Below are 22,639 nucleotides of genomic sequence, written 5' to 3' on the forward strand. Positions count from 1 at the left end.
CGCGCGAACAGCTTAGCGAAAACCGTCCAAAATCTGCTCAAACCAGCATCGACGTGGGGCAACGCTTTGATCGTGTCCTCATTCGCGAAACACTCAATCCCGACTCGCCCTACTTCGAACAATACCTTGCAGCACTGAACTGTCCACCGTAATGCCCGCTCCACAAGACGTCACTACCCGCGCTGCCCGTGTTGGTCCGTGCTGGTCCGTGTCGGTCCGTGTCAGTCTGTGTCAGTCTGTGTTCGTCAGTCTATTCTTTGGGTTTTGCCGCTTCCTCGGGAGGCGGGAATGTCGTTCGCCCGTCGTCGTGGCACGCGGAACAATCGGTGGGCTTGCCCATGCCGTTCGGGTGGCATGCGATGCAATCCAGTTCGATGTGGTTTTCGTCGAGCACCAGACCCGTCACGCTGTGATCGAACTTCTCCGGCGTCCAGTCGGGAGCATGGCAGGTCTCGCATTTCGCATCGACGGGCTGCATGCGCGCGGCGCCACCGTGGCACTGACGGCACGACAGTTCTTTGTGATACGCGGCCAGCGCAACACCCGCGACCCGTTCGTGATCGAATCCTTGGGTCGGTTCGGTCGCGTGGCAATAGGTGCAGTTGTCGGTTGTTTCTTTCTCGTGGCAGCGCACACAGTCTTCATGCGGGTCCTGCCGGACGTGAGGCTCGCGCTTGCCGTTGTCGTGGCATGTGCTGCAATTCTGCTTGCGGTGACAGTCAACGCATCGCAGGCCGAACACGTCGACGTGTTCGCGGTGGTGGAACGTCACTACGGGCGCGTCTTCCAGCTCCTTTGCGTCATAGACCTTCGTATCCGGCGCCTCAATGTTCGGATGCAGGCTGCCCATGATGTCCGTTGGGTCTGTCGGAAGTTTCACTTCGACGCCCGGCGCGCGCTTTGCATGGCAGATGGCGCAGTCGGTCTTGTGGTCCCACTCCCGGTGACAATTCAGACACTGCCGGTGGTAAGCGCCCTTCAGGCTGGGCTTCTCCAGGTTCGTCGCCTCCGATGGCCCGTTGTGGCACGCGCTGCACTTGAGGATGTGGCCGTCGGGATTGGCATGGTGGCATGTCGCGCATCCCACGCCCATATCCGTCATCGAAGCGTGCAGCTTATGCGGGAAGACAACGGGCACGTACAACTCGGACAACTGATCCATAATCACGAAATCCGGCGATGGATTGTCCTCGATCTTGGCGGGTGCTTCATGCGGACGCGGACAGTTTTTCAGTTTCGCATCTTCAGCAGAAGTGGGCGCTTCGGACTCATGGCACACGTTGCACTTGGGAATGACCTCGGTCGAAGCGACCGGCATGGCAGGTGGCTCGGGTGAAGGCTGTGCCGCTGCCTGAGCCTCTGGCGCGTGAGATTGCTCGGGAGCGGCCTGTTCCTGGGCCTCTTGCTGGGCCAGTACTCCACCGAGTGGCAGCAGAACCACAAGGGTGCAGAACGCCCCTACTAGAAAATACCGTGTCCGCATAGAGACTACCCCTCGGCCCGCCGCCCCAACGCTGGAAGTGCATCACCCTCGACAGCGGGTAGAACGGGGAATATTGTCACGAAGACTCGATAGACCAGCATCAGCGTAGCGATCAACCCCAGTGTGATGAGTATCTCGCCGATGCTCGGCACATAGCGATGCGTTGCGTAATGAGGCTGATAGGCCACGATGTATACGTTGATTCGATTCAGGGCTACGCCAAGCACGATGAGCGTGTTGGCAATAAAGAGCCAGCTTGGCGACCGCCGGACGCGGCCAGACAGCAGCATGCAAAACGGAAGGAGCACTCCGGCTCCCACTTCCACCATAAACATGGTTGAAGCGAAGGAACCGTCCCATAGGTGGCCGTACGCGTTCCTCACCATCAGGTCGGTGATCTTCGCGGCCATGTAGATGCCCAGAAACAAGAGCGCAAGCCGGCTCAGCGGCGTGAGGACGTGCATCTCGGGTTCACGTCGAAAACTCTTCGCCGAGACCATCGATTCAAAGATCACCATCGGGAAACCGACCGCGATCGCCGACAGCAGGAACAACAACGGAAGGATGGGTGTGTACCACAATGGGTGAACCTTGTAGGGAGCAATCAACATCAACGCCCCCAACGAGGATTGGTGCATGCAGGAAAGCACGACGCCCGCGATGATGAACACGACCATGGTCTTGCTCAGTGTCCGCTCGGCCACTTCGAGAAAGCGCTTCACGGGGTTCTGAAACACGGCCAATGGTCCCCATAGCCGTCCGCCTTTGCGCGACCATTCGCACACAATGGGCAAGAACTCGATGTACAGCACCGTCAAGTAGGCCATCACGCACATGCCCACTTCGAATAGAACGGAATTTCCCTGCCACATCGTGGGCCAGGCCGGATGCCAGATATTGTAGTATCTCCCCAGGTCGACCATCAGACCCAGGCCCACGAACGTGTAGCCCAGCATTGCCGTGAGCAACGCCGGGCGCACCACCGGCAAGTAACGACCGCGATGAAAGATGTGCGTCAGTGCCGCGGACGTGAAACCACCCGCGGCCAGGGCCACGCCCGTCGCCACATCTACCGCAATCCAAAGTCCCCATGGATACCGATCGTCCAGGTTCGTCATCGACGCCAAACCAAACACGAACCTGTAGAGCGCCAATCCGCCTGCGATTGCGGCCAGCACCATCAATACGCCTACCCCCGGCGTGAAGAACTTCCGATTGACCGGCGCGGCGGCAAGACCATGCGCACTCATGAGACCCCCTTCGGCTTCGAAGAGGAGGCATCTTTGGCGGACGCAGCCCCGTGCGAAGAATCGTCTTTAAACGCGGTTATGGCCGCCCCCAACACGCCGAACAGCAACAGCGGCGGAATGCCGAACTTGAAGATGCTGTGCTGCAACGTCTCCGTGAGCTGCGGAATAGGTTTGTCACCCAACGTTAGAAATCCCAATTCCTCGAACGGCTTCGCGGCGAGATACAACCACCGCGTTCCGCCTACTTCGTGTTCGCCGTACACGTTGTTGACATACTTGTCCGGATACTTGGCAATCCTCTCGTGCGCCAGGGCCAGTAGCTCCGTCCGCTTTCCATATGTAAGGCACATGGGCGGGCACATCTCCGCGCACGCGGGAATCTTCGCTTCGTTCTTCACGCGCTCGAAACAGAACACGCATTTCCTCACGCGCGGCGTCAGGGGATCCGAGTACTCGTAAGCGGGCACTTCAAACGGGCACGCAACCATGCAATATCTGCAGCCCATGCATTTGCCCGCGTCATAGACAACGGCGCCGTTTTCGGCCGTAGTCAATGCGCCCACCAGGCACGCTGACACGCACGCAGGCTTCACGCAGTGCATGCATTGGCTCTTAACATAGATGGGTTGGTCGGGGGTGTTGGGCTGCGGGTACCGGTTTACGACGGTGTAGGCGTCGGCGACCATTCTTCGGGGCTGGTCGAATACCGACGTATCCTCGAACGACTCGCGCGAGCGCCCCGACAGTCCCTGGGCCTGGTCACACGCAAATTCGCATTTTCGGCATCCGATGCATTCCGTCGTGTCGACGAGCATCGCCATGCCATCGTCTTCCGTCGGGTCGTTGGATTCGCCGAGGGCCGGACCTGCACACATGCAGGTTGCGCCTGCCCCCAATAGATGCAGGAATCCTCTTCGATTGAGTTCCAAGGTGCTACCTCCAGATGCGCAGCCTCGCCGAGTTGCCTCGCAATCCTGCATTGAAAGGCGCTGGACGCAGTACTAGCCGCACAGCCGCAAGGGTCTGCCTGCCGATTCGCTGTTGGATTCCCCCGAGATGCTATTCTGCGAATCGACACAATGTGTTGTGCAAAATCCGTACCAGCAATCGCTGTTCTTTGGGTTTTCGGCGTAAGCCATGATAGGTACCGGCCTTAGCGCGTGGGTCCGTATTGCTCCAAAAGGTGACGAAATGTCCGAAGTACACACTTGCGCTCAGGACAGATGTGCTCACAGACAGCGAGAGGCGAGACCGGGGAATACAGTCAGCGGAATAGCCTCTTCAAACGAGACGTGACCTTCATCGCCTTGACCACGAGCGGAGGTAGCGCTGGCGGGGTAGAGACGTTTTCGGTAGTTGGTGCGTCCGCCTGGGGCGCACTCAGATCGGGAATCCCGCCCTCCGCGCTATACATCTTTTCGACAATGGCTAATACTTGACGCTTCACCAGCCGGCGCATTGGCGCTTTGGCGATTAGCCCATAGAGGGGGGCGCTGCCTTCAAACGCGGTATCGGGATGGTCTTTGACGTAAGCCACGGCCTCGCGCAGGTCATCCAGATAGGAGTCAACGATTTCTGCGTGGCCGGGATTTAGAATCATGTGCAGGCTTTCGGGGCGCTGCAGTCGATCGATGTGCCATTTGCGTGCCTCGAGCTGATCTCCGACGGCGTAGGTGCTTAAACCGGGAATACGTGCGCCGTAGGCGATGATCGACATGGCGGGCTTGCCCAACACTTCCAACTCGGGGATTGCGTTGATGCCCTCGTAGAATCGCTTCGTGACCACCATCACGCCCTTGGCGTTCTCGACATATCCACTGCGGCCCAGTGCATGCAAGGCGCCCCACGCTGCGGCAATCGCGCCGCCGGGCCGCGTTCCCGCCAAGGTCGGCGACGCATACACCCCGCCGCACCAATCCGTTGCGGCGCTGAACTGATACCGCAGGTAATCCATGCCGCGATACACGATTACGCTTGCCCCCTTGGCGGCGTAACCGTACTTGTGTACGTCCGCCGACATGGACGTCACTCCCGGTACGCGGAAATCGAATGGCGCAATGGGCGCTATTTGGTGCGCCGAACCAAGTTGCTCGACGAACGGCAGTAGAAATCCTCCGATACAGCCATCCACATGGACAGGCAATCCGCGCGATTGGCCCAGGGCGGCAATATCCGCTATGGGATCGACGACTCCGTAGGGATAGCACGCGGCACTTCCAACCACGGCGATGGTGTTGCGCGTGATTGCCCGCGCCATGGCATCCACATCCGCGCGAAAGTCCTTCTGTAGCGGCGTCGGAATCATCTTGACGTCGAAGTACTCGCCCGCTTTGAAGAACGCCGCGTGCGCGGATTCCGGCAAGACGATCTCCGGACGTCTCACCCACGGCCGGTGCTTGCGCGCGTGCTGTCGGTATGTCAGCACGGCCAACAGCAGACTCTCGGTACCCCCGGAAGTCATCGTCCCTACGACTGAATCATCGCCATGCAGCAAGTCCGCGGTGATGCGGACCACTTCATGTTCCATCCGCTGGAGACTCTGGAAGGCCATGGGATTCAGGCCATTCGTGGCCATGAACAAGTTGTGCGCCTGCCGAACAAATTCCGAATGGGCCTCGGAGTGGTCGTACACCAGTCCGAACGCCCGATGTTCTTTCCAGGCCACGTCACGGCGTGCCATCTCCTGCATTGCGTCCAGCAACGCCGGATGCGGCACGCCTTGTTCAGGCAACGTGGTTGCCATGCGGATCTATCCCCTCCCCCCGTTTCGGTCCGCTTCTTCTCGAATGGAACGCGCGACTATTTGGCTTTAATATCGTAGGCGTAAAGTGAACCGTCATACCGGACGTACAACCGTCCGCCAGCAATGGTCGGATGGGCCCAGTGCTTGTCCCTGCCCTTTGCAACGACAAAGGTCCCCGTTTTCTCGAACTTCTCGGGCGACGCCTTGACCAGGCTCATGATACCCTTCTTCGGACCTTCGTACGTGTACAGCATTCCGTCGGCGTACTCGACGACCGCCTGCGAAATCTCGTCGGCGCTCCACTTCACAGTGCCGGTCGCCAGTTCGATGCAGAACAGCTTGCCATTGTTGTGACCCGCACCGTAGATATAGCCGTCAAGCAACACAACGCCGTGGTGTTGGCAATCGAGGTTCTTGTCGGACCACTTGGGCGTCACGGAAGCACCGTCCTTCGAGACTTCAAGCATGCCACCGCCTGAGCCGTAGCCGGCCGTGTAATAGAGCATGTTTCCTTGGAGGACCGGAGTGACGGCATGAATGTCATAGTCGGTCTCGTGCTTGTGGGTCCAGAGGACCTTGCCATCCTTGGTGTCGACGCCGATCACGGACTTCGCCGTCATCGTTACCAGCACGCGGCGACCATCAAATTGAAAAACATCCGGTGCGCAATAGGCATGGGGCTCGCTGAATCCCTTCGTCGTCCAGACCGTGTCGCCGGTCATCTTGTTGAGTGCGACTACGGACGCATCCTGGCCGCCCGGCGTACAGAACACGAGATCGCCGTCCACGAGCACCGATTCCGCGATCGACCACGATACGTCCTGCCCGCCAAACTTGGTCTTCGTATCGACCTGCCAAATGGGCTTTCCATCCGCAGTGCTCATACACGTCAACACGCCCAGGCCGGAGATCACATAAAGGCGGTCTCCATCGATGGTCGGCGTCGTGCGCGAACCCGCAGCCTGCTTATCGAGTGTTTCCGTCCCGTAGGGCGACTTCCACTTCAGCTTTCCGGAAAGGTCGAGCGCAAACACGTATCCTTGATTGTCATCGAGCATCCCCGGAACGTAGATCGTGTCACCCACGACTGACGCCGAGGCGTATCCCGCGCCGATTCCATCCGATTTCCATAGCAGGGCCGGCCCCCCCTCAGGCCACGCCTTGAGCAGACCCGTATCGGCGAATTTGCCGTCCCTATCGGGACCTCTGAACTGCGGTGAATCCGCCCCCATGGCTACTACAGACCCTACGAGAAGAATGAGCAGAAACCCTGTCGTCTTTTTCATCTGAAACGCTCCATTGATAATTCTTTCGAATCATGGGACAATTGGGCAGCCAAGCATGTCTTGAAAAGGTACTTTATTTTAGGGCAGGAAGACTGCGGTTCACAAGACCCTTGACTCGTGCCCATGACATGCTCTTCACTGGCCTTGCTGCCGCCCGAAAGCGGTACACGGACGCATCAGGCCAAGGTATACGAGAACTCCATGCTCAAAGAAAACAAGAAGGGTTCTATCATGCGCGTGTTCCAATTCGGGGTTCGGTTCTCAACAGTGGCGCTATGCCTTGCAATGACCGTCGGCGCAATCGCCTTTGCGGAAGATTGGCCGCAGTTCCAGGGTCCAAACCGCGACGGTACGTCCGCTGAAAAGGGACTTCTTCGCGCTTGGCCCGAAAGCGGGCCCAAACTCCTTTGGTCAACCCCCGTCGGCGAAGGCTACGGCGGCCCTGCCATTCGCGATGGCGAGGTCTATGTCCTTGACCGCATCGAAGGCAAGAAAGACATACTCCGTTGCCTCGCGCTCGACTCGGGCAACGAACTCTGGCGATACGAATACGACGCCCCCGGCGAAGTTGGACATACGGGTTCCAGAACTCCTCCGACTGTTGACGAGAAATATGTCTATTCTGTTGGCATGATGGGCAACTTCCTCTGCATCGACCGCAAAACGCACCAGCCGGTGTGGCAGAAGAACCTTATGACCGACTACGGCTTGGAAGTTCCGCGCTGGGGATTTTCCCAGTCCCCATATCTCTACAAGAATCTCGTGATTGTGGCGCCGCAAGCCAAGGACGCCTTTGTTGTCGCGTACGACCGCGCCACGGGAAATGAAGTATGGAAGAGCCCGAGCCTGGGCCTTGTCGGTTATGTGCCGCCTATTGTTACCACGCTCGCAGGCGTCGATCAGGTGGTCATGATCGGCGCTTCCGACAAAGCAATGACCATCAAGGGCTCGGTTGCAGGGATATCCGTTGAAGACGGTTCTATCCTCTGGTCCTACGACGGATGGCAGTGCTTCATACCCATTCCATATCCGATGCCTCTCCCCGGCGACCGCCTCTTTGTTACCGGCGGATACAATGCGGGTACGGTGATGATTCAGGTTTCCAAGGCCGACTCGGGATTTGCCGTCAAAGAACTGTTCAAGCTCGATTCGAATGTGTGTGGTTCACAAATCCACCAACCCCTCTTTTACAAGGACCATCTCTATATCAACAACAACTCCAACGAGCGCATGCTCGGCATGACGTGTATGACACTCGATGGCACCGTGAAGTGGCGTACCGGCGAGAAGGAAGGGCTTCCCATGTTCGAACGCGGGAGTCTCATTCTTGCCGATGACATGATCATCTCGTTGGATGGCAAGTCAGGGGTTCTGTACCTTGTGTCGCCATCGCCCGATGGATATCAAGAGCTTGCCCATGCCCCTGTGGTCGAGGGGAGAGAGTTGTGGGCTCCGCTTGCGTTGTCGCAAGGAAAACTGATTGTCCGAAGCCAGGACACGATGAAGTGTTTTGACCTCAAGAACCCATAGAGCTGTCGCGCCCCCGAATCCCGGCGGCGCTCGGCATGAGAAGTACATTGCGCATCTCGTCAGTCTATCGCGTCTCGTTTGCGGCAGCCGGAACGTCTGCCTTCTCTCGGCGCGTCGATTCTGTCGGCAATGACAAAGTGAAGCGCGCCAAGACCCATGGAAGTAGCAGAATTCAGTAAAGACGATATCGAAGAGATTGTCGATTCGAGAGGCCGCAAACAGGAATCGCTTATCCCGATCCTTCAAGCCATTCAGGATCGATACCGGTTCCTGCCGGATCCCGCTCTTCAGCATGTCTCTGAAGTCACGGAAATATCGCCTGCGTCCATAGAGGGCGTAGTGTCGTTCTACGCCCAATTTCGCAGGAAGCCCGTGGGCCGGCACCTGATCAGCATTTGCGACGGCACGGCCTGCCACGTCAAAGGTTCCACCGAAGTTTACGAAGCAGTGGCGCGGCGACTGCGTCTTGATAATTGTGACGACACGGACGCCGAGGGTAGGTTCACGGTGCGCAAGGTCGCCTGCCTCGGTTGCTGCACGCTGGCGCCCGCCGTCCAGATTGATGAAATCACTAATGGCCATGTGCGGTCGGATTCAATCGACCGTCTGCTTGGCGAACACGTGCAGCGCGCCGCAGTCGTCCACCGGCACCCAGCGCCATTCCGCGCCATGCCGTCGCCGCCGGTAGCCGAAGTGCGTATTGGTCTCGGTTCCTGCTGCGTGGCAGGCGGCAGCGATAAAGTCCGCGAAGTTTTAGAAGAAACACTCGCGACGATTGACACGCCGGTTCGCATCAAACCGGTGAGCTGTGTTGGCATGTGCCATCAAACGCCCCTGCTTGAATTCGTGACGCCCAACTCACCGGCACGTCTTTACGCAAAGGTTCAGGCGGAAGATGTTCAGAATCTTGTGGCGAAACACTTCATTCCGAGCCGCATTTCCGCGCGTATCGCTTCAAAGACCAAGACGTGGCTAAACAGTCTCTATGCGTCGCCAGAAGACACGATCGAGACCCGTGTACTCGATACAAAAGGCGAGTCTGTCGCGGCTTTCACGGAGAAGCAGAAGCGGATAGCGACCGAGTATTGCGGTGAATTGGACCCGCTCGATATCGACGAGTATCAGCAGAAGAACGGGTTTGCGGCACTGCGCACGTGCCTGCAACATGAGTCGAACCCTGACGCCATCATCAGCATGGTGGACCGCAGCGGACTGCGAGGCCGCGGGGGCGCGGGTTTCCCGACCGGCCGCAAGTGGCGAGCCGTACGCGATGCATCAGGCGAGCGAAAGTTCATCGTCTGCAACGGCGACGAAGGCGACCCGGGCGCATTCATGGATCGCATGTTGCTCGAGTCCTATCCCTACCGTGTTTTGGAAGGCCTGCTCATAGCATCGCTGGCGGTTGGCGCGCGCGAAGGCGTGATCTATATTCGCGCCGAATACCCGCTCGCCGTCCGTCGCGTGAATGCCGCCATTGAACGCTGCGTTCAATCAGGTTTTCTGGGCGACGACATCCTTGGAAGCGGGCATTCCTTCCACGTCCGCGTCATGGAAGCCGCGGGCGCGTTTGTGTGCGGCGAAGAGACTGCGTTGCTGGCGTCCATCGAAGGCCGCAGAGGCATGCCCGCGTATCGACCGCCGTTTCCGGCAACACGCGGTCTTCACGACTGTCCCACGCTTGTGAACAATGTCGAAACGTATGCGCTCGTGCCTTGGATCGTACGAAACGGCCCCGAAGCCTTCGCGTCGCTTGGAACCGAGCGAAGCAAAGGCACGAAAGTCTTCTCGCTCACCGGCAAGATACGGCGCGGCGGCCTCATCGAAGTGCCAATGGGCATCACGATTCGCCAGATCGTGGAAGAAATCGGCGGCGGCCCACCCCATGGCCGCGCTTTCAAGGCCGTGCAAATCGGCGGACCATCCGGCGGCTGCATTCCTGCGTCACTCGCGGACACGCCGGTCGACTTCGAGGCGCTGGCGGATGTGGGCGCGATGATGGGGTCGGGTGGACTCGTCGTTCTTGACGACACCGATTGCATGGTGGAGATTGCGCGTTACTTCATTGCTTTTATGCAACACGAGTCGTGCGGCAAATGCACACCGTGCCGTGTCGGCACGACGCGTATGCTCGAGATTTTAACGCTGCTCTGCGAAGGCAAGGCCACATACGCGGATTTGGAGCAACTCGAGAGTCTCGCGCACAGCGTGAAACAGCTCAGCCTTTGCGGCCTTGGCAAAACGGCGCCCAATCCGGTCCTAACGACACTGAAATACTTCCGCGGCGAATTTATTGCTCACCTGGAAGGCCGCTGCCCTGCGCACGCGTGCCGGAAAATGGTACAGTACTCCATCAACGATGCATGCATTGGCTGTACAAAGTGCGCTCAGGAGTGTCCAGTGGATGCTATTGAAATGAGGCCGTACCAAATTCACGCGATTGATGACGCCTTGTGTACGCGCTGCGGCGCATGCCGCGAGATTTGCCCAACCGGCGCGGTCAATGTGGAATAGCCCATGCCCACACTTACTATTGACGGCAAGACAATCGACGTAGCCGAAGGCTGTACCGTTATGGAGGCCGCCCGTTCTAACGGCATCGAGATACCCGCGTTGTGCCACGTTCCCGGCGTTCATTCGCTCACATCGTGTATGGTGTGCGTTGTGAAGGACATTGCGCGAAACCGGTTGTTGCCGTCCTGCTCGGCGCCCGCTGAAGATGGTATGGACATTGATACGCGCGGGGCCGATATCTTTGACGCACGACGACGTGTACTTGAGATGCTGCTAAGTGAACACGTGGGCGATTGCGAAGCTCCGTGCAGGCACATATGTCCGGCGTCGCTGGATGTTTCCGCGATGATGGCCCGGATTGGGCTGGGCGACTACGAGGGAGCAGGGCGCATCGCGCGTGAACATCTTGTGCTCCCCGCTACGCTTGGATACGTGTGCACCGCACCGTGTCAACGCGGATGCCATCGCGCGGCCACGGACATGCCCCTTCAGATTCGCGAACTGCATCGCGTCGTGGCAGAGAGTTCGATTCGTGACGATGTCCCCGAGTGCGCCCCTCCAACGAATAAGCGTGTTGCTATTGTTGGTGCGAGCGCGGCTGGCCTTGCGGCCGCATACGTCTTGCTTAGACACGGCCACTCGTGCACTCTCTACGACAAGGCCCCGGTTGCAGGCCGGGTAATCCGCGAATATGCGGAGGAATCCCTTGACCCTGGTGTTCTTGACGCCGAAATCGGATTGATTCAACGCATGGGTGCGCGATTTATCTTGAATTGCCAGGTAGGGCTTGATATCTCCGTCGAGACTCTGCGTATGGAACACGATGCGATAATCGTCGCGTGCGACGACCTCGAACCGGCAGTAAACGGGGTCTTCTATGCAATCGAATACCCAATGACGGTGAATGCCGTGGCCGAAGGCAAGGCTGCTGCTCATCAAGCGCTCCATTACCTCAATGGCACTCCCGTGCCGCGGGCAATTTCGCGTTTCAATTCGAAGTTGGGCGAACTTCGCCCCGGTGAAGTGCCCGCGTTTCTTACGCGTCTCGACCCCATTCACGACGCCAAGAAGACACTAATCGCAAAGCTCCTTAAGTCGGTATTGGGCAAGCCATCTGTGAAGTCGCAATCGCATGCCGGCGATACGATAGTCGACGACCCCCAGCAGGAAGCCTCGTGGTGCATGCACTGCGAATGCCTCAAGCCCGTCTCATGCCGCTTGCGCCAATACGCGACCGATTACGCTGCCAGACAGGATGCGTTTCGTCTTGCGGCGCGCGCCAACGTTGCTCCGGCTTCCCGCTATGACCGCGTCGTTTTTGAACCGGGCAAATGCATCAAGTGCGGCTTGTGCGTGGAAGTGAGCCGCAATTCGAAATCTTCCGGTGGCATGGCATTCGAAGGCCGAAGTTATTCCGTCCGCGTGAAACCGCCGTTTGAACAAGAACTCGAAGAGGCCCTTGCCTCAAACGCCGAGCGATGCGTCCGCGTTTGCCCAACCGGCGCGCTTGCGTTCCGGCTCGGAGAGGTGCACCCCGCATGAAAGTGCTCAAGATCACTGCCGGCACCGGCGGCACGTTCTACTGTCAGAATTGCCTGCGAGACGGCGTGCTCGTGCGCGCGCTCCGGCGCCGCGGCTGTGATGTGCTCGTGGTTCCGCTCTATCTGCCAATCTTGATCGATGCGGAGGGCATGGCGCCCAAGACCCCCGTGTTCTTTGGCGGTGTGAACGTCTATCTCCAACAGCAACTCGGACTCTTCCGGAAAACACCCCGCTGGATCGATCGCCTGTTCGATTCGCCATGGGTACTCCGGCAGGCCGCTGCCCGCGAAGGTTCAACCAGCGCCGCAGAACTGGGTCCCATGACGTACTCCATGCTCCAGGGCCGTGAAGGCCGTCAACGCAAAGAGCTCGAACGTTTGCTGGAATGGCTGATCGAACAGGAGAAGCCCGACATTGTCCACATGTCCAACGCCTTGCTGCTCGGCGTTGCCAAAGAGGTCAAATCCGCGCTTAAAGTCCCCATCGTGTGCAGCCTGCAAGACGAAGACACGTGGCTCGACGCCATGACTCCCAATTGGCGCGACTATTGTTGGGAAATATTGGCCGAACGCGCGCGCGAAGTCGATGCGTTTGTCGCTGTGAGCAAGTGGTACGCCGACCGAATGATCTCGCGCCTGAAGATCCCCGCAGAGCGGGTATCGGTTATCCCGTTAGGCGTTGAGCTGGAAGAGACAGAACCGAGCCCCGTCGAGCGCGGGCCGCTTGCCATAGGCTACCTGTCGCGCATTTGTGGCTCGCTCGGTTTCGACCAACTCGTCGACGCCTTCATTCGATTAAAGCGCGTGCCGGGTCTTTATGACCTGCGACTGCGCGCCACCGGTGGTGTTACTTCCGGCGATCAGCGATTCCTGCAGACTATCAAACGCCGCCTCGCGGACGCCGCGTGCGAGGATTCTGTGGATATCGTCCCAGATTTCACCAAGACGTCCCGCAAGGACTTTCTACGGACGGTCTCCGTGCTCTCCGTGCCCGCGCCGCAAGGCGAAGCCTTCGGTCTTTTCGTCCTGGAAGCGGGTGGATGCGGCGTGCCCGTGGTACAGCCGGATACCGGCGCGTTCCGTGAAGTCGTCGAGATGACCGGCGGCGGGTTGGTCTACGATCCCAAAGACCCCGACGGCCTGTTCGAGAATCTTAAGAAGCTGTTGCTCGATCCAGAGCTCGCGAAAAGTCTTGGCGAGATGGCGCGTTCGACCGTGCGCGCTCAATACACAGGCGATGCCATGGCAGAGAAAATGGACGCAGTCTACAAAGCATTGGAAACGCGATGACGAACCGGTGTGCATCCGGCCTTTGGGCCATTGCATATCCTCTCATGCTCCTCACCTGCCTGAGTCTCGGTTGCGGAAGCGATCCGTCCACGCCCGAGCCATCCGCGGCGCCGATGCCGGACTCCGCGGCCGCTACACACGACGCGCCAAGCATCAAGCCCGAACCTCCTCCTCGCCCTACCGCACCGCTGTGGCCAACCTATCATGGCCCCGCTTCTCTGTGCGGTTACGCGGACGTGTCTATTGCCGACACCCTCGAACCTCGCTGGCGGGCGGAATTGGGCGCCGAGGTTTCCAAGACACCCGTCGCTGACAACGAGCGCATCTACGCCGCAAATTCGAACGGTGAGATCCACGCGTTGGACTTCTCCGGCAAACCGATATGGACCCGCGCACTTACGGAAACACTGGTCGAAGGCAAACCTCCGAGTGCCGCCAGCATTGATGCTCCACTCGCGTTGTTCGAGTCGACGCTCATCGCATGTTCCTCAGGCGGTACCGTTTTCGCTCTCGATCCCGCCACCGGCGAGACACGTTGGGAAAGTAACGCGCATGTGCCGTTGCTGGGCTCGCCCAATCTCGCTATTCTCGACACGTCGGAGGCCAACCCTCGGCGCCTCCTTCTCATCGATCAGGCGCAGGGGTCGTTGCATGCGCTCGATTTCGACACAGGCAAGCCCATCTGGAAAAGCAAGGGCATTGCTCGCTGCGACGGATCTCCGGCCGCAACCGCGGAAGTCGTGATATTTGGGAGCTGCAACGCAGCCCTTCACTTCTTCTCCACCAAAGACGGCTCGCTGGTCCGTGAAGTCGACATGGGAACCGACTGTGAAATCGCAGGAGGAGTCGCACTGAGCGGAGACTCCGCGTACTCGGGAAGCCGCTGCGGCAAATTCGTGCAAGTCAACGTGCGCACCGGTGCCATCGTGTGGGAAAACACCGAGTGCGAAGGCGAAGCCATGGAGACGCCCGCAGTCAGCGAATCCAGCGTTGCGTTTACCGCCAACGACGGGTGCGTCTATCTTCTCGAACGCGCCTCCGGAAAACTCAAGTGGCGCACGAAGCTCGAAGACACGCCGTCCTCCCCTGTGCTCGTGCGAAACAAAGTGGTTGTCTCCGCGGACGGCAAGTTGCACGTCCTCGCTCTTGAAGATGGCCGTGTATTGTGGTCCTATGAAGTAAGCGACGAAATCTCTTCGCCTGCAATTGTTGGCGAGTTGGTCGTGGTAGGCTGCGACGATGGTTCGGTCGCCGCATTCGGATCGAAAGGAGCATAGACCTTGGCAACTCCGTTGCTCGAACTGCGTAACGTCGTCAAACAGTACGACGGCGGTGAAAACCCACTTCGAGTGCTCTCCAATTTGAACCTGCGTGTTGAGGCCGGAGAATCGATTGCCATCGTCGGCCCTTCCGGCTGCGGTAAGAGCACACTTCTCAACCTTATCGGCTCGCTCGATTCGCCCACATCGGGAGAGGTGGTCTTCAAAGACAAGAACATCGCATCGTTGCCTGAGGCGGACCTCGCAACATTCAGAAGCGCAGAGATTGGCTTCGTCTTCCAATCGCACATGCTCCTGCCTCAATGCACCGTGCTCGAGAACATCTTGCTCCCAACGCTTGTAGGCAAGGACGCTTCGACTGCGCTGGACCGCGCCACGCGCCTCCTCGAGCGCGTTGGATTGCGCGACCGCGCCTCGGATCTACCCGAACGGCTGTCCGGAGGAGAACGCCAGCGCGTCGCGGTAGTCCGCGCCCTCATCAACAAACCCAGCCTTCTGCTCGCCGACGAGCCCACCGGCTCGCTGAATCAGAAAGGCGCCCACGACTTGGCTCAACTCCTTCTTGAACTCAATCGCGAAGAACAGTTGACGCTTATCGTCGTGACTCATTCCATGGCAATTGCCGAGCTCATGGGACGCGTTCTCGAATTGTGCGAGGGCGCGTTACGCGAACCATGAATCGATTCACGCCGATAGCGCGCAGCCTGCGTTACTTCAAGCGATTGCACGCGGGACTCTTTTTCGGAACCCTACTCGCCGCAAGCATCCTCACCGGTGCGCTCATTGTCGGCGATTCCGCGGACTACACCTTGCGCACCTACGCGCTGTCACGCCTGGGCGGAATCCACCTCGTAGTGGTCGCCGGAGATCGCACGTTCTCACAGGGGCTGATTCGCGACGTGGACGCCAAGGTAGACACCCCGCTATCCGGTGCGCTTCTCTTGCGAGGCATGGTCATTCGCCAAGACGCCGCCACCGGCAAACAGACGCAAGTAAACCAAGCCCAGATTACTGGCGTGGAAGACACCTTTTGGTCCTTCGGCAGCGCGGGGCCTCCTGTACTTGGTGAGCGCGAGGCCGCCGTCGACGAGCGGCTTGCCGCCAGACTCGGAGTAAAACCCGGCGACACGCTAGCCCTTCGCATCCCCGTCCCCAGCTTGTTGTCGCGCGATGCGCCGTTGTCCTCGCGAGAGGAAGAGGCTGCCCGGCGCATCAATGTGCGCGTAAGCGCCGTGTTGTCCGACGCGCAGATGGGACGTTTCGGATTGACGGCCACTCAACTCCCGCCATTCAACGTCTTCCTGCGCCTCGGCGATCTTCAATCGCAGATGGAATTGCAGGATCGGGTCAACCTGGTGCTTTTCGGTGGCAACACAGACGCGTCCGCTCTGCAGGCGGCAATTCGGGAATCCTGGAAACCCGAATACAGCGGATTGCGCATCCGGCGCGCCGGCAATGCGGCGCTGCAACTCGAAAGCGACCGCATATTTATCGATGAACCCGTCTACAACGCGGCATCCGCGATACCGCAAGCGCAGGCTACCTTGACGTATCTTGTGAACCGCATAGCCAAAGGGGATCGCTTCACGCCCTATTCCTTCATGACGGCTGGAGCGTGTGCCGACGGCTTGCGCGACGATCAAATTGTGCTCAACTCGTGGCTCGCGAGCGCACTCGATGCGCGCGAGGGAGATTCGATTTCGGTCGCATACTATGAAGTGACGCCCTCCAATCAATTCGTGGAACGCTCGCGTCAGTTCACGGTTCATTCCATCGTTCCCATCGAGTCCCTGAACCTCGAAAAGGAACTCGTGCCCGATTTCCCCGGACTCAGCAATGTCGAGAGCTGCGCCGACTGGAAAATCGGAATGCCGATGGACGACACACTCCTCAAAGACAAATCCAACGAGGAGTACTGGAAACAGTATCGCCAGACCCCCAAGGCATTCGTCACGCTTCGCGCCGGTCAAGAGATGTGGGGGAATCGATTTGGCAAGGTCACGGCGGTTCGATTTCAGGATCCCGCTGCGACGCAGCAGTCAATCGATTCGGAATTGGCTCGGAATGTGGACCCCGCCGATCTTGGCTTTGTGGTCGAAGACGTTCGGACCAAAGCCCTGAAAGCCGTTGGCGAAGCCATCGATTTGGGCGGACTCTTCTTTGGAATGAGCTTCTTTTTGCTGATCTCCGCTCTGACCCTCACCGCACTGCTTTACACACTCGGTGTTCAGCAACGCGCCGGTGAAATTGGCCTCATGCTCGCAATTGGACTGGGCCGCGCTCGCGTCCGCACGCAGTTTCTGACCGAAGGATTTCTCGTGTCCGTGCCCGCGGCCTTGCTTGGCGCACTTATCGGAATTGCTTACGCTCAGGCACTGCTGCAGGGACTTGCCAAGTTCTGGGGCGGCGCTGTCGGTAACATCCACATCCTGTTCCACGCATCCGGTTCTTCGATTGCGTCAGGCGCGGCAGCCACCATATTCTGCGCGCTCGGTGTGACGTTTCTATGTTTGCGGCGCATCATGCGCTTCCCCGCGCGCGAGCTGCTGCAGGGCGATTTCACTCAGCCGCGCCAAACCTATCGCACCGGCAGAATAGGCCGAATTGTGGCTACCTTATCCCTGCTGTCTGCAGTGACCATTACCGCTCTCACCTTCTTCTCCGAAGCGGAAGACGTCTCCATGTCCTTCTTCACTTCCGGATTCCTCGTCTTGCTCGCGGGACTGCTCATCGCGCGCGACATGCTCATACGCGCGGCCTTCAGCAAGAGAGCAGGGCTTCCGACGCCGTGGCGTATCGCCCTGCTTAACGCCTCGCGGCGCAGGTCTCGCAGCTTGGGCATGATCTCGACTCTCGCGTCGGGATGTTTCCTCGTGCTGGCGGTCGCATCCATGCAGAAAGACCCCGCCGCGAACTCCGAAATGCATTGGTCCGGGACCGGCGGCTTCTCGCTCTACGCAGAAACGACGACCCCGCTAATCGATTCCGCGGCGATTTCGAAGGCGTTTCCGGAATTCACCTCTGCCGCGCTGCGCGTACGCGACGGCGACGACGCCAGTTGTCTCAACCTCAACCACGCCCAGACTCCGCGTATCTTTGGTGTGAACACCGAAGCCATGACAGAGATGAAGGCGTTTCTGCCCGCCAATGGTGACAACATCTGGCGTCTGCTCGATTCGGACACAGGCAACACCGTTCCCATCCTTGCCGGCGATGCCAATACCGCCATGTGGGGCCTGAAGATGAAAGTGGGCGATACGCTTGATGTGCTCGACGATTCGGGAAACACGGTCTCGTTAAAGCTCGTTGGTACACTCCCGATGGCGCTCTCGGTATTTCAGGGAACCGTTCTAATTTCGGACGCCGCTTTCACGCGCCTGTGGCCATCCGAACAGGGTTTTCGCGCGTTCCTCGTCGCTTCGGCGTCACCTCCAGCGCCGGAAACCGTGGCAAAGCTCCAGAGCGATTTCTCGCGCGACGGTATGGACGTCATGACGACCGTCGATAGGTTACGCATGTTCTACGCCGTTGAAAGCACCTATCTGAGCATGTTTCTGGCTCTGGGCGGCCTGGGAGTATTGCTGGGGGCCGCCGCCACGGGCATTGTCGTGCTGCGGAACGTATTCGAACGCCGGCGGGAAATCGCGCTGCTCCACGCCTTTGGCTACCCTGCCCCCATGGTGTTCCGGCTACTCCTGCGCGAACACGCGCTTTTGCTCCTCGGCGGCATTCTTGTAGGAGCCGGCGCGGCAACGGTCGCCATGACCCCTGCCTTAGTGTCCATGCAAACCGCCGCAGGCGCCTTGTCACGTTATACCGTCCCCTTCGCGGCGCTACTGCTTGCTGCCGCCAGCGTATGGGCGGCGCTCGTATTTGCCCTGCGCAGTTCAAACATACGCGCGCTTCGATCGGAATAGGCCAGCGTCCCAAGCGACTCATCTTCAAGGGTTTGCGACCGGTCGGCGGCGTAGACCAGGAATCGAAGCACATTCGGAAGTTTTACGAATTCGGGGATGTTCTACAGAGTACGTGCCGCCTGCAAAACTGGTGCTTGGGGTAGGTAAAAAAGGGTATGATGCTCCCTCCTCAAGTCCGTCAATGATTAAATAAGGATGCCCAACGCATGAAACGCTACGGCTTTACGTTGATTGAGCTTCTTGTCGTAATCGCCATCATCGGAATCCTCGCGGCGATTCTTCTGCCCGCGCTTGCGCGTGCCCGCGAGGCCGCACGCCGCGCCAGTTGTCAGAATAACCTCAAGCAAATGGGTCTCGTCTTCAAAATGTACGCCAACGAATCCAAGGGGCAGAAGTTTCCGCCTGTCCAGGGCGTCGCTGAGTACTTCACGGACGGTTCCGGCGGTCTCCCCTCGGGTTGCGGTGCGGAAATATCTTCGGAGCTTTGCCCACGCATCACCGCCATCTATCCCGAGTACCTGACGGACTGGGGCGTCCTGATTTGCCCGTCGGCCCCGCACTCTGCCGGCGATGTGGCCGATACCCTCGCTCTGATTAAAGAAGGCTGCGCCTACGCTGGACTCGCCGATAACGGCGACTCTTCCTATCACTACAACGGCTTTGTGCTCGACCAGTGCGACGGCGATGACGAGATGAACACGACGATGCTGCCCGGGACCGCCCAGCAGATGATCGAGATGCTGCTGCCCCTCGCGACGGTAGGCGCATTCGGGTCCACGGACTTGGGCGTAGCAGGCGGCACCGCCGCGCGTGATGCCCTCGACAACGACATCAGCGTGACTTCCCCCTACGGCAATGGCGGCGGCTCCACCGTACACCGCCTCCGTGAGGGCGTTGAGCGCTTCATGATCAGCGATATCAACAACCCTGCGGCCACTTCGAAGTCTCAGTCCGAGATCGCGGTTCTCTGGGATTCCGTCAGCCTTGACTCTACGTCGGATGCCACCTTCAACCATCTTCCCGGCGGCTCGAACGTGCTTTACATGGATGGGCATGTGTCCTTCCTCAAGTACGAGAAGGACGGCAAGTTCCCGGCAAACGGATCGTATGCGACCGTAGTTGTCTCGGGTCTCTAGACGCTAGGAGCGCCCAACTGTTTTTAGGGAATGAACACGACCGCCGTTCCCCCTGCGGGAATTCGGTAGCGGTTCAGGCCCAAAGGGTGTACTGGTTGTAGCGCGGTCAACTCGGTCTTGGACGAAGGCGGCACCAGCAGTTCGCCTTCGCATCCCGCCGGCAACGACACCGTCACACGATGCCCGCCATTTTCGGGCACCGCTGCAAACGGTATGGGTCCTCGCACCGTGTACGCCGTGAGTTCGAGCTTTCCGAGGTCCGCCAATTGCGGTCGTATGACGCACGTCGCGAAACCGGGCGACGTTGGCCGTATGCCCGCGATGTCCATATACAGCGCATACGCGGGCATCACCGGGCAATGACTCCACGAACTTGTGGTGTCCGGCCGCGCCGACCAGTTCTCTTGAAGCGAGTTGTTCAACACCACGGACGGCATGGTCGCCCAGCGCTCACGCCACTCTTTCACCACGACGTCGGTCCGCCCCAACTGCGCCAGCGCCCAGCATCGCCAGTACGCGTTTGCCGGATACGACAACCCCATCTCCGGCGGGCATTCCACTAATGCGTTCAACGCCCCCGCCGTGTTTCCACCGGGACACTGCTCAAAGAGGATCGCGGTTGCCAACGAACGATCACACAACCGGACTTCCTTCTCTTCAGCTTGCCAAGGCAGATTCGCCTCGAAGCGTCCCCGATCCGCATTCCAATACCGAGCGACCGTCGCTTTCAGCAAATCTGCGCCGACCGATTCGTAATGCGCAGCCTTGGCTTCGTCTCCCATAGCCCGGCAAAGCGGCGCCAACGCATGCGAGAACATCGCCGCCGCATAGAGATTGAACGCGCACTGCTTGTGACGCGGCATCTTGTACGCATCGTGATCGATCCAAACCGTCGGAATCCCCAGGTTCTCGACGGGCAACAGACCGTCCGCGCCTTTCAGGCTCTCCAAGTACTGCGCGAATCGAAGCAGACGCGGATAGGGTTCGCGGACTCCATCCAAGTCTCCCGAATACAGGTAATGCCACCAACAGTCGAAGTTGAAGCCCACCCCATGATCGAGCAAGGGACCCCAGTAGGCCCCGTCGATTTGCTTCTGCATCACGCGCGCCAGCCGATCGAAGGCGGGCCAGCAATCCATGAAATACCCTTCCGGCGATTGTCCCTCGCTGAACGTGCGCAAATACCGCCGCGCCAGCAGGTAGTCCCCCAGCCCGTATCGCGCAAGGAAGATCTGCGGTCCGCAGTCCCCGCTGTACTGCTGCCGTTCGCGCCCCATTCCATCCACGAAAGTCTCGATACCGCTATTGAACACCGTATTGATGCTCGCGTCGAACAATCGCTGCAACGCGGGTTCGTCGCACGAAATCCGGGCCTTTTCCGGCCACGGGTACGTCCGTCTGCGTACCCCTACGTCGCGTATCGTCACTGGGCGCGACGCATTGCGCACGTGCAACTGAACCCAGCGCAGACTCTCATAGTCGAATGTCTCGAAATGATTGATACCTTCGCGGCACACAAACCGTGTCCACGAGTAGAAATGCGTATCGAGGAACGCAGGACCGTTGATGGGATCGTGCGACTCTTGCGGCAACAGTTCGATGATCGTCCCTTCCGGGGCGTCGATCGTGAAATGCGGCCATCCCACGATCTGCTCCGCGAACTCAAACGTAGCGAACACTCCTTCTCGATCGTTTGAGGTAGCGGGCAACTCCCAGGCATCTCCATTGGTTTTGGCAACATCGGCGCGATCCGCTTTGAAGGAATCCGCCATCCGCATATCGAACCAATCGTCGGGGTCGCGCAGCCAGGTCACCCGACCGGCCTCCGACAGCCGTTTCGCGTCGACCAGCGTTTCTCGAACCGCGGGTATCTGCCGTGCGCGCAACGCGCTCTTTTCCGAATTCGCCCTGTCAATCAAGTCGTTGCTGTCGTGTCTTCCGCAGGCCGCGGGCTTATCGGGCGGGCAATCCACAATTGCCGCGCCCATCCAATCGGCATCCGGCTCGTATTCGGGCGTATCCCAACCCTCCGGACGTAATCGCGCGTCATACTCTTCCTGCAACGCGCGCAAGTACCACCGTTTGTATTGCCCCGGGCGGTGCGCTCGATCCAGCTTCACCTGCCATGAATCGTCTGACACGACGCGCTCAACACGACCGTCTTTGAACTCCATGACCGCATGAAAAATGAAGCCTGGCTTCCCGGCAGGCCACGTGCCGTCGCCCAATCCATAAAACAGCACCTGCGCTCCGATCACGTTCTTCCCGGGCTTCATCAGCGCGGTAATATCGCAAGGGTCCACATCCAACTGACGCGGATCGCAGGGAGCCGGACCCCACTGCACGCGCTGCCCGTTCACCGATAGCAAGTAGCGGCTGTCGCCGGTCACCCATGCCGATACACGCTCGGGGACTTCGTCCAACACAACTTCGCGGCGAAATAGGGCGAACGTATTCGATAACGTGCGTTGACATGGAAACCATATCCACCGCGCGGGGGCCATGGTCATCGGCGCCGGTTGCGAGGATGCAGCCGGGTTATCGCGCCGCGCATGTATGAGTTCGTCGACTGTCATTACCGTGCCCTCTTCAGCCCAAGTGGGTGTACCCAGCGCAAGCCCAATCCAGACCACCGCCACGGACGCTGCTGCTTTCTGCAATTTCATTCGTAA

14 protein-coding genes are annotated in these 22,639 nt (G+C 59.2%); 8 read left to right on the forward strand and 6 right to left on the reverse strand.

Going from position 1 to position 22,639, the window contains the following annotated elements; all coding sequences use genetic code 11:
* Nucleotides 1–250: 250 nt before the first annotated feature.
* The 5 genes from K1Y02_11515 to K1Y02_11535 all read right to left on the reverse strand — a co-directional run bounded on the left by K1Y02_11515 (nt 251) and on the right by K1Y02_11535 (nt 6,762).
* Nucleotides 251–1,483 (reverse strand): cytochrome c family protein, encoded by a 1,233-nt coding sequence (locus K1Y02_11515; GenBank protein ID MBX7256979.1) that lies wholly within the window; start codon nt 1,481–1,483, stop codon nt 251–253.
* A gap of 5 nt (nt 1,484–1,488) precedes the next feature.
* Nucleotides 1,489–2,733 (reverse strand): Ni/Fe-hydrogenase cytochrome b subunit, encoded by a 1,245-nt coding sequence (gene hybB / locus K1Y02_11520; protein ID MBX7256980.1) that lies wholly within the window; start codon nt 2,731–2,733, stop codon nt 1,489–1,491.
* Entirely contained in the window at nt 2,730–3,662 is a 933-nt protein-coding gene (locus tag K1Y02_11525; GenBank protein ID MBX7256981.1) for a 4Fe-4S dicluster domain-containing protein, read from the reverse strand. The genes hybB and K1Y02_11525 overlap by 4 nt, the downstream gene beginning before the upstream one ends.
* Before the next feature lie 335 nt (nt 3,663–3,997).
* Nucleotides 3,998–5,476 carry an aminotransferase class V-fold PLP-dependent enzyme gene (locus K1Y02_11530; protein ID MBX7256982.1) on the reverse strand — a complete coding sequence of 493 codons (1,479 nt, stop codon included), beginning with the start codon at nt 5,474–5,476 and terminating at the stop codon, nt 3,998–4,000.
* Nucleotides 5,477–5,532: 56 nt separating this feature from the next.
* A complete protein-coding gene (locus tag K1Y02_11535) occupies nt 5,533–6,762 on the reverse strand; it encodes a PQQ-like beta-propeller repeat protein (GenBank protein ID MBX7256983.1) in 1,230 nt (409 codons plus the stop codon).
* A 123-nt stretch (nt 6,763–6,885) separates the two neighbouring features.
* Between K1Y02_11535 and K1Y02_11540 the strand changes: the two genes are divergently transcribed.
* From K1Y02_11540 to K1Y02_11575, 8 genes are all read left to right on the forward strand, one after another.
* Nucleotides 6,886–8,292 (forward strand): PQQ-like beta-propeller repeat protein, encoded by a 1,407-nt coding sequence (locus tag K1Y02_11540; GenBank protein MBX7256984.1) that lies wholly within the window; start codon nt 6,886–6,888, stop codon nt 8,290–8,292.
* Between the two features lie 156 nt (nt 8,293–8,448).
* Nucleotides 8,449–10,803, forward strand: coding sequence for an NAD(P)H-dependent oxidoreductase subunit E (locus tag K1Y02_11545; protein MBX7256985.1), 2,355 nt, complete (start codon nt 8,449–8,451; stop codon nt 10,801–10,803).
* Nucleotides 10,804–10,806: 3 nt separating this feature from the next.
* Nucleotides 10,807–12,345, forward strand: coding sequence for a (2Fe-2S)-binding protein (locus tag K1Y02_11550; protein ID MBX7256986.1), 1,539 nt, complete (start codon nt 10,807–10,809; stop codon nt 12,343–12,345).
* On the forward strand, nt 12,342–13,634 hold the full coding sequence (locus K1Y02_11555; GenBank protein ID MBX7256987.1) for a glycosyltransferase family 4 protein: 1,293 nt from the start codon (nt 12,342–12,344) through the stop codon (nt 13,632–13,634). Before K1Y02_11550 ends, K1Y02_11555 begins: the two co-directional genes overlap by 4 nt.
* Entirely contained in the window at nt 13,631–14,911 is a 1,281-nt protein-coding gene (locus K1Y02_11560) for a PQQ-binding-like beta-propeller repeat protein (GenBank protein MBX7256988.1), read from the forward strand. Before K1Y02_11555 ends, K1Y02_11560 begins: the two co-directional genes overlap by 4 nt.
* Nucleotides 14,912–14,926: 15 nt before the next feature.
* Nucleotides 14,927–15,592, forward strand: a complete 666-nt coding sequence (locus K1Y02_11565) for an ABC transporter ATP-binding protein (protein MBX7256989.1) — start codon at nt 14,927–14,929, stop codon at nt 15,590–15,592.
* Entirely contained in the window at nt 15,589–18,831 is a 3,243-nt protein-coding gene (locus K1Y02_11570; protein ID MBX7256990.1) for an ABC transporter permease, read from the forward strand. Before K1Y02_11565 ends, K1Y02_11570 begins: the two co-directional genes overlap by 4 nt.
* Nucleotides 18,832–19,037: 206 nt before the next feature.
* Entirely contained in the window at nt 19,038–19,967 is a 930-nt protein-coding gene (locus K1Y02_11575) for a DUF1559 domain-containing protein (GenBank protein MBX7256991.1), read from the forward strand.
* A 23-nt stretch (nt 19,968–19,990) separates the two neighbouring features.
* Here the strand turns inward: K1Y02_11575 and K1Y02_11580 are convergent, their stop codons facing one another.
* Entirely contained in the window at nt 19,991–22,633 is a 2,643-nt protein-coding gene (locus K1Y02_11580; GenBank protein MBX7256992.1) for an alpha-L-rhamnosidase N-terminal domain-containing protein, read from the reverse strand.
* Nucleotides 22,634–22,639 lie beyond the last annotated feature (6 nt).

Source organism: Candidatus Hydrogenedentota bacterium (genome assembly GCA_019695095.1).
In the GTDB taxonomy this organism is placed as follows: Bacteria; Hydrogenedentota; Hydrogenedentia; order Hydrogenedentales; family SLHB01; genus JAIBAQ01.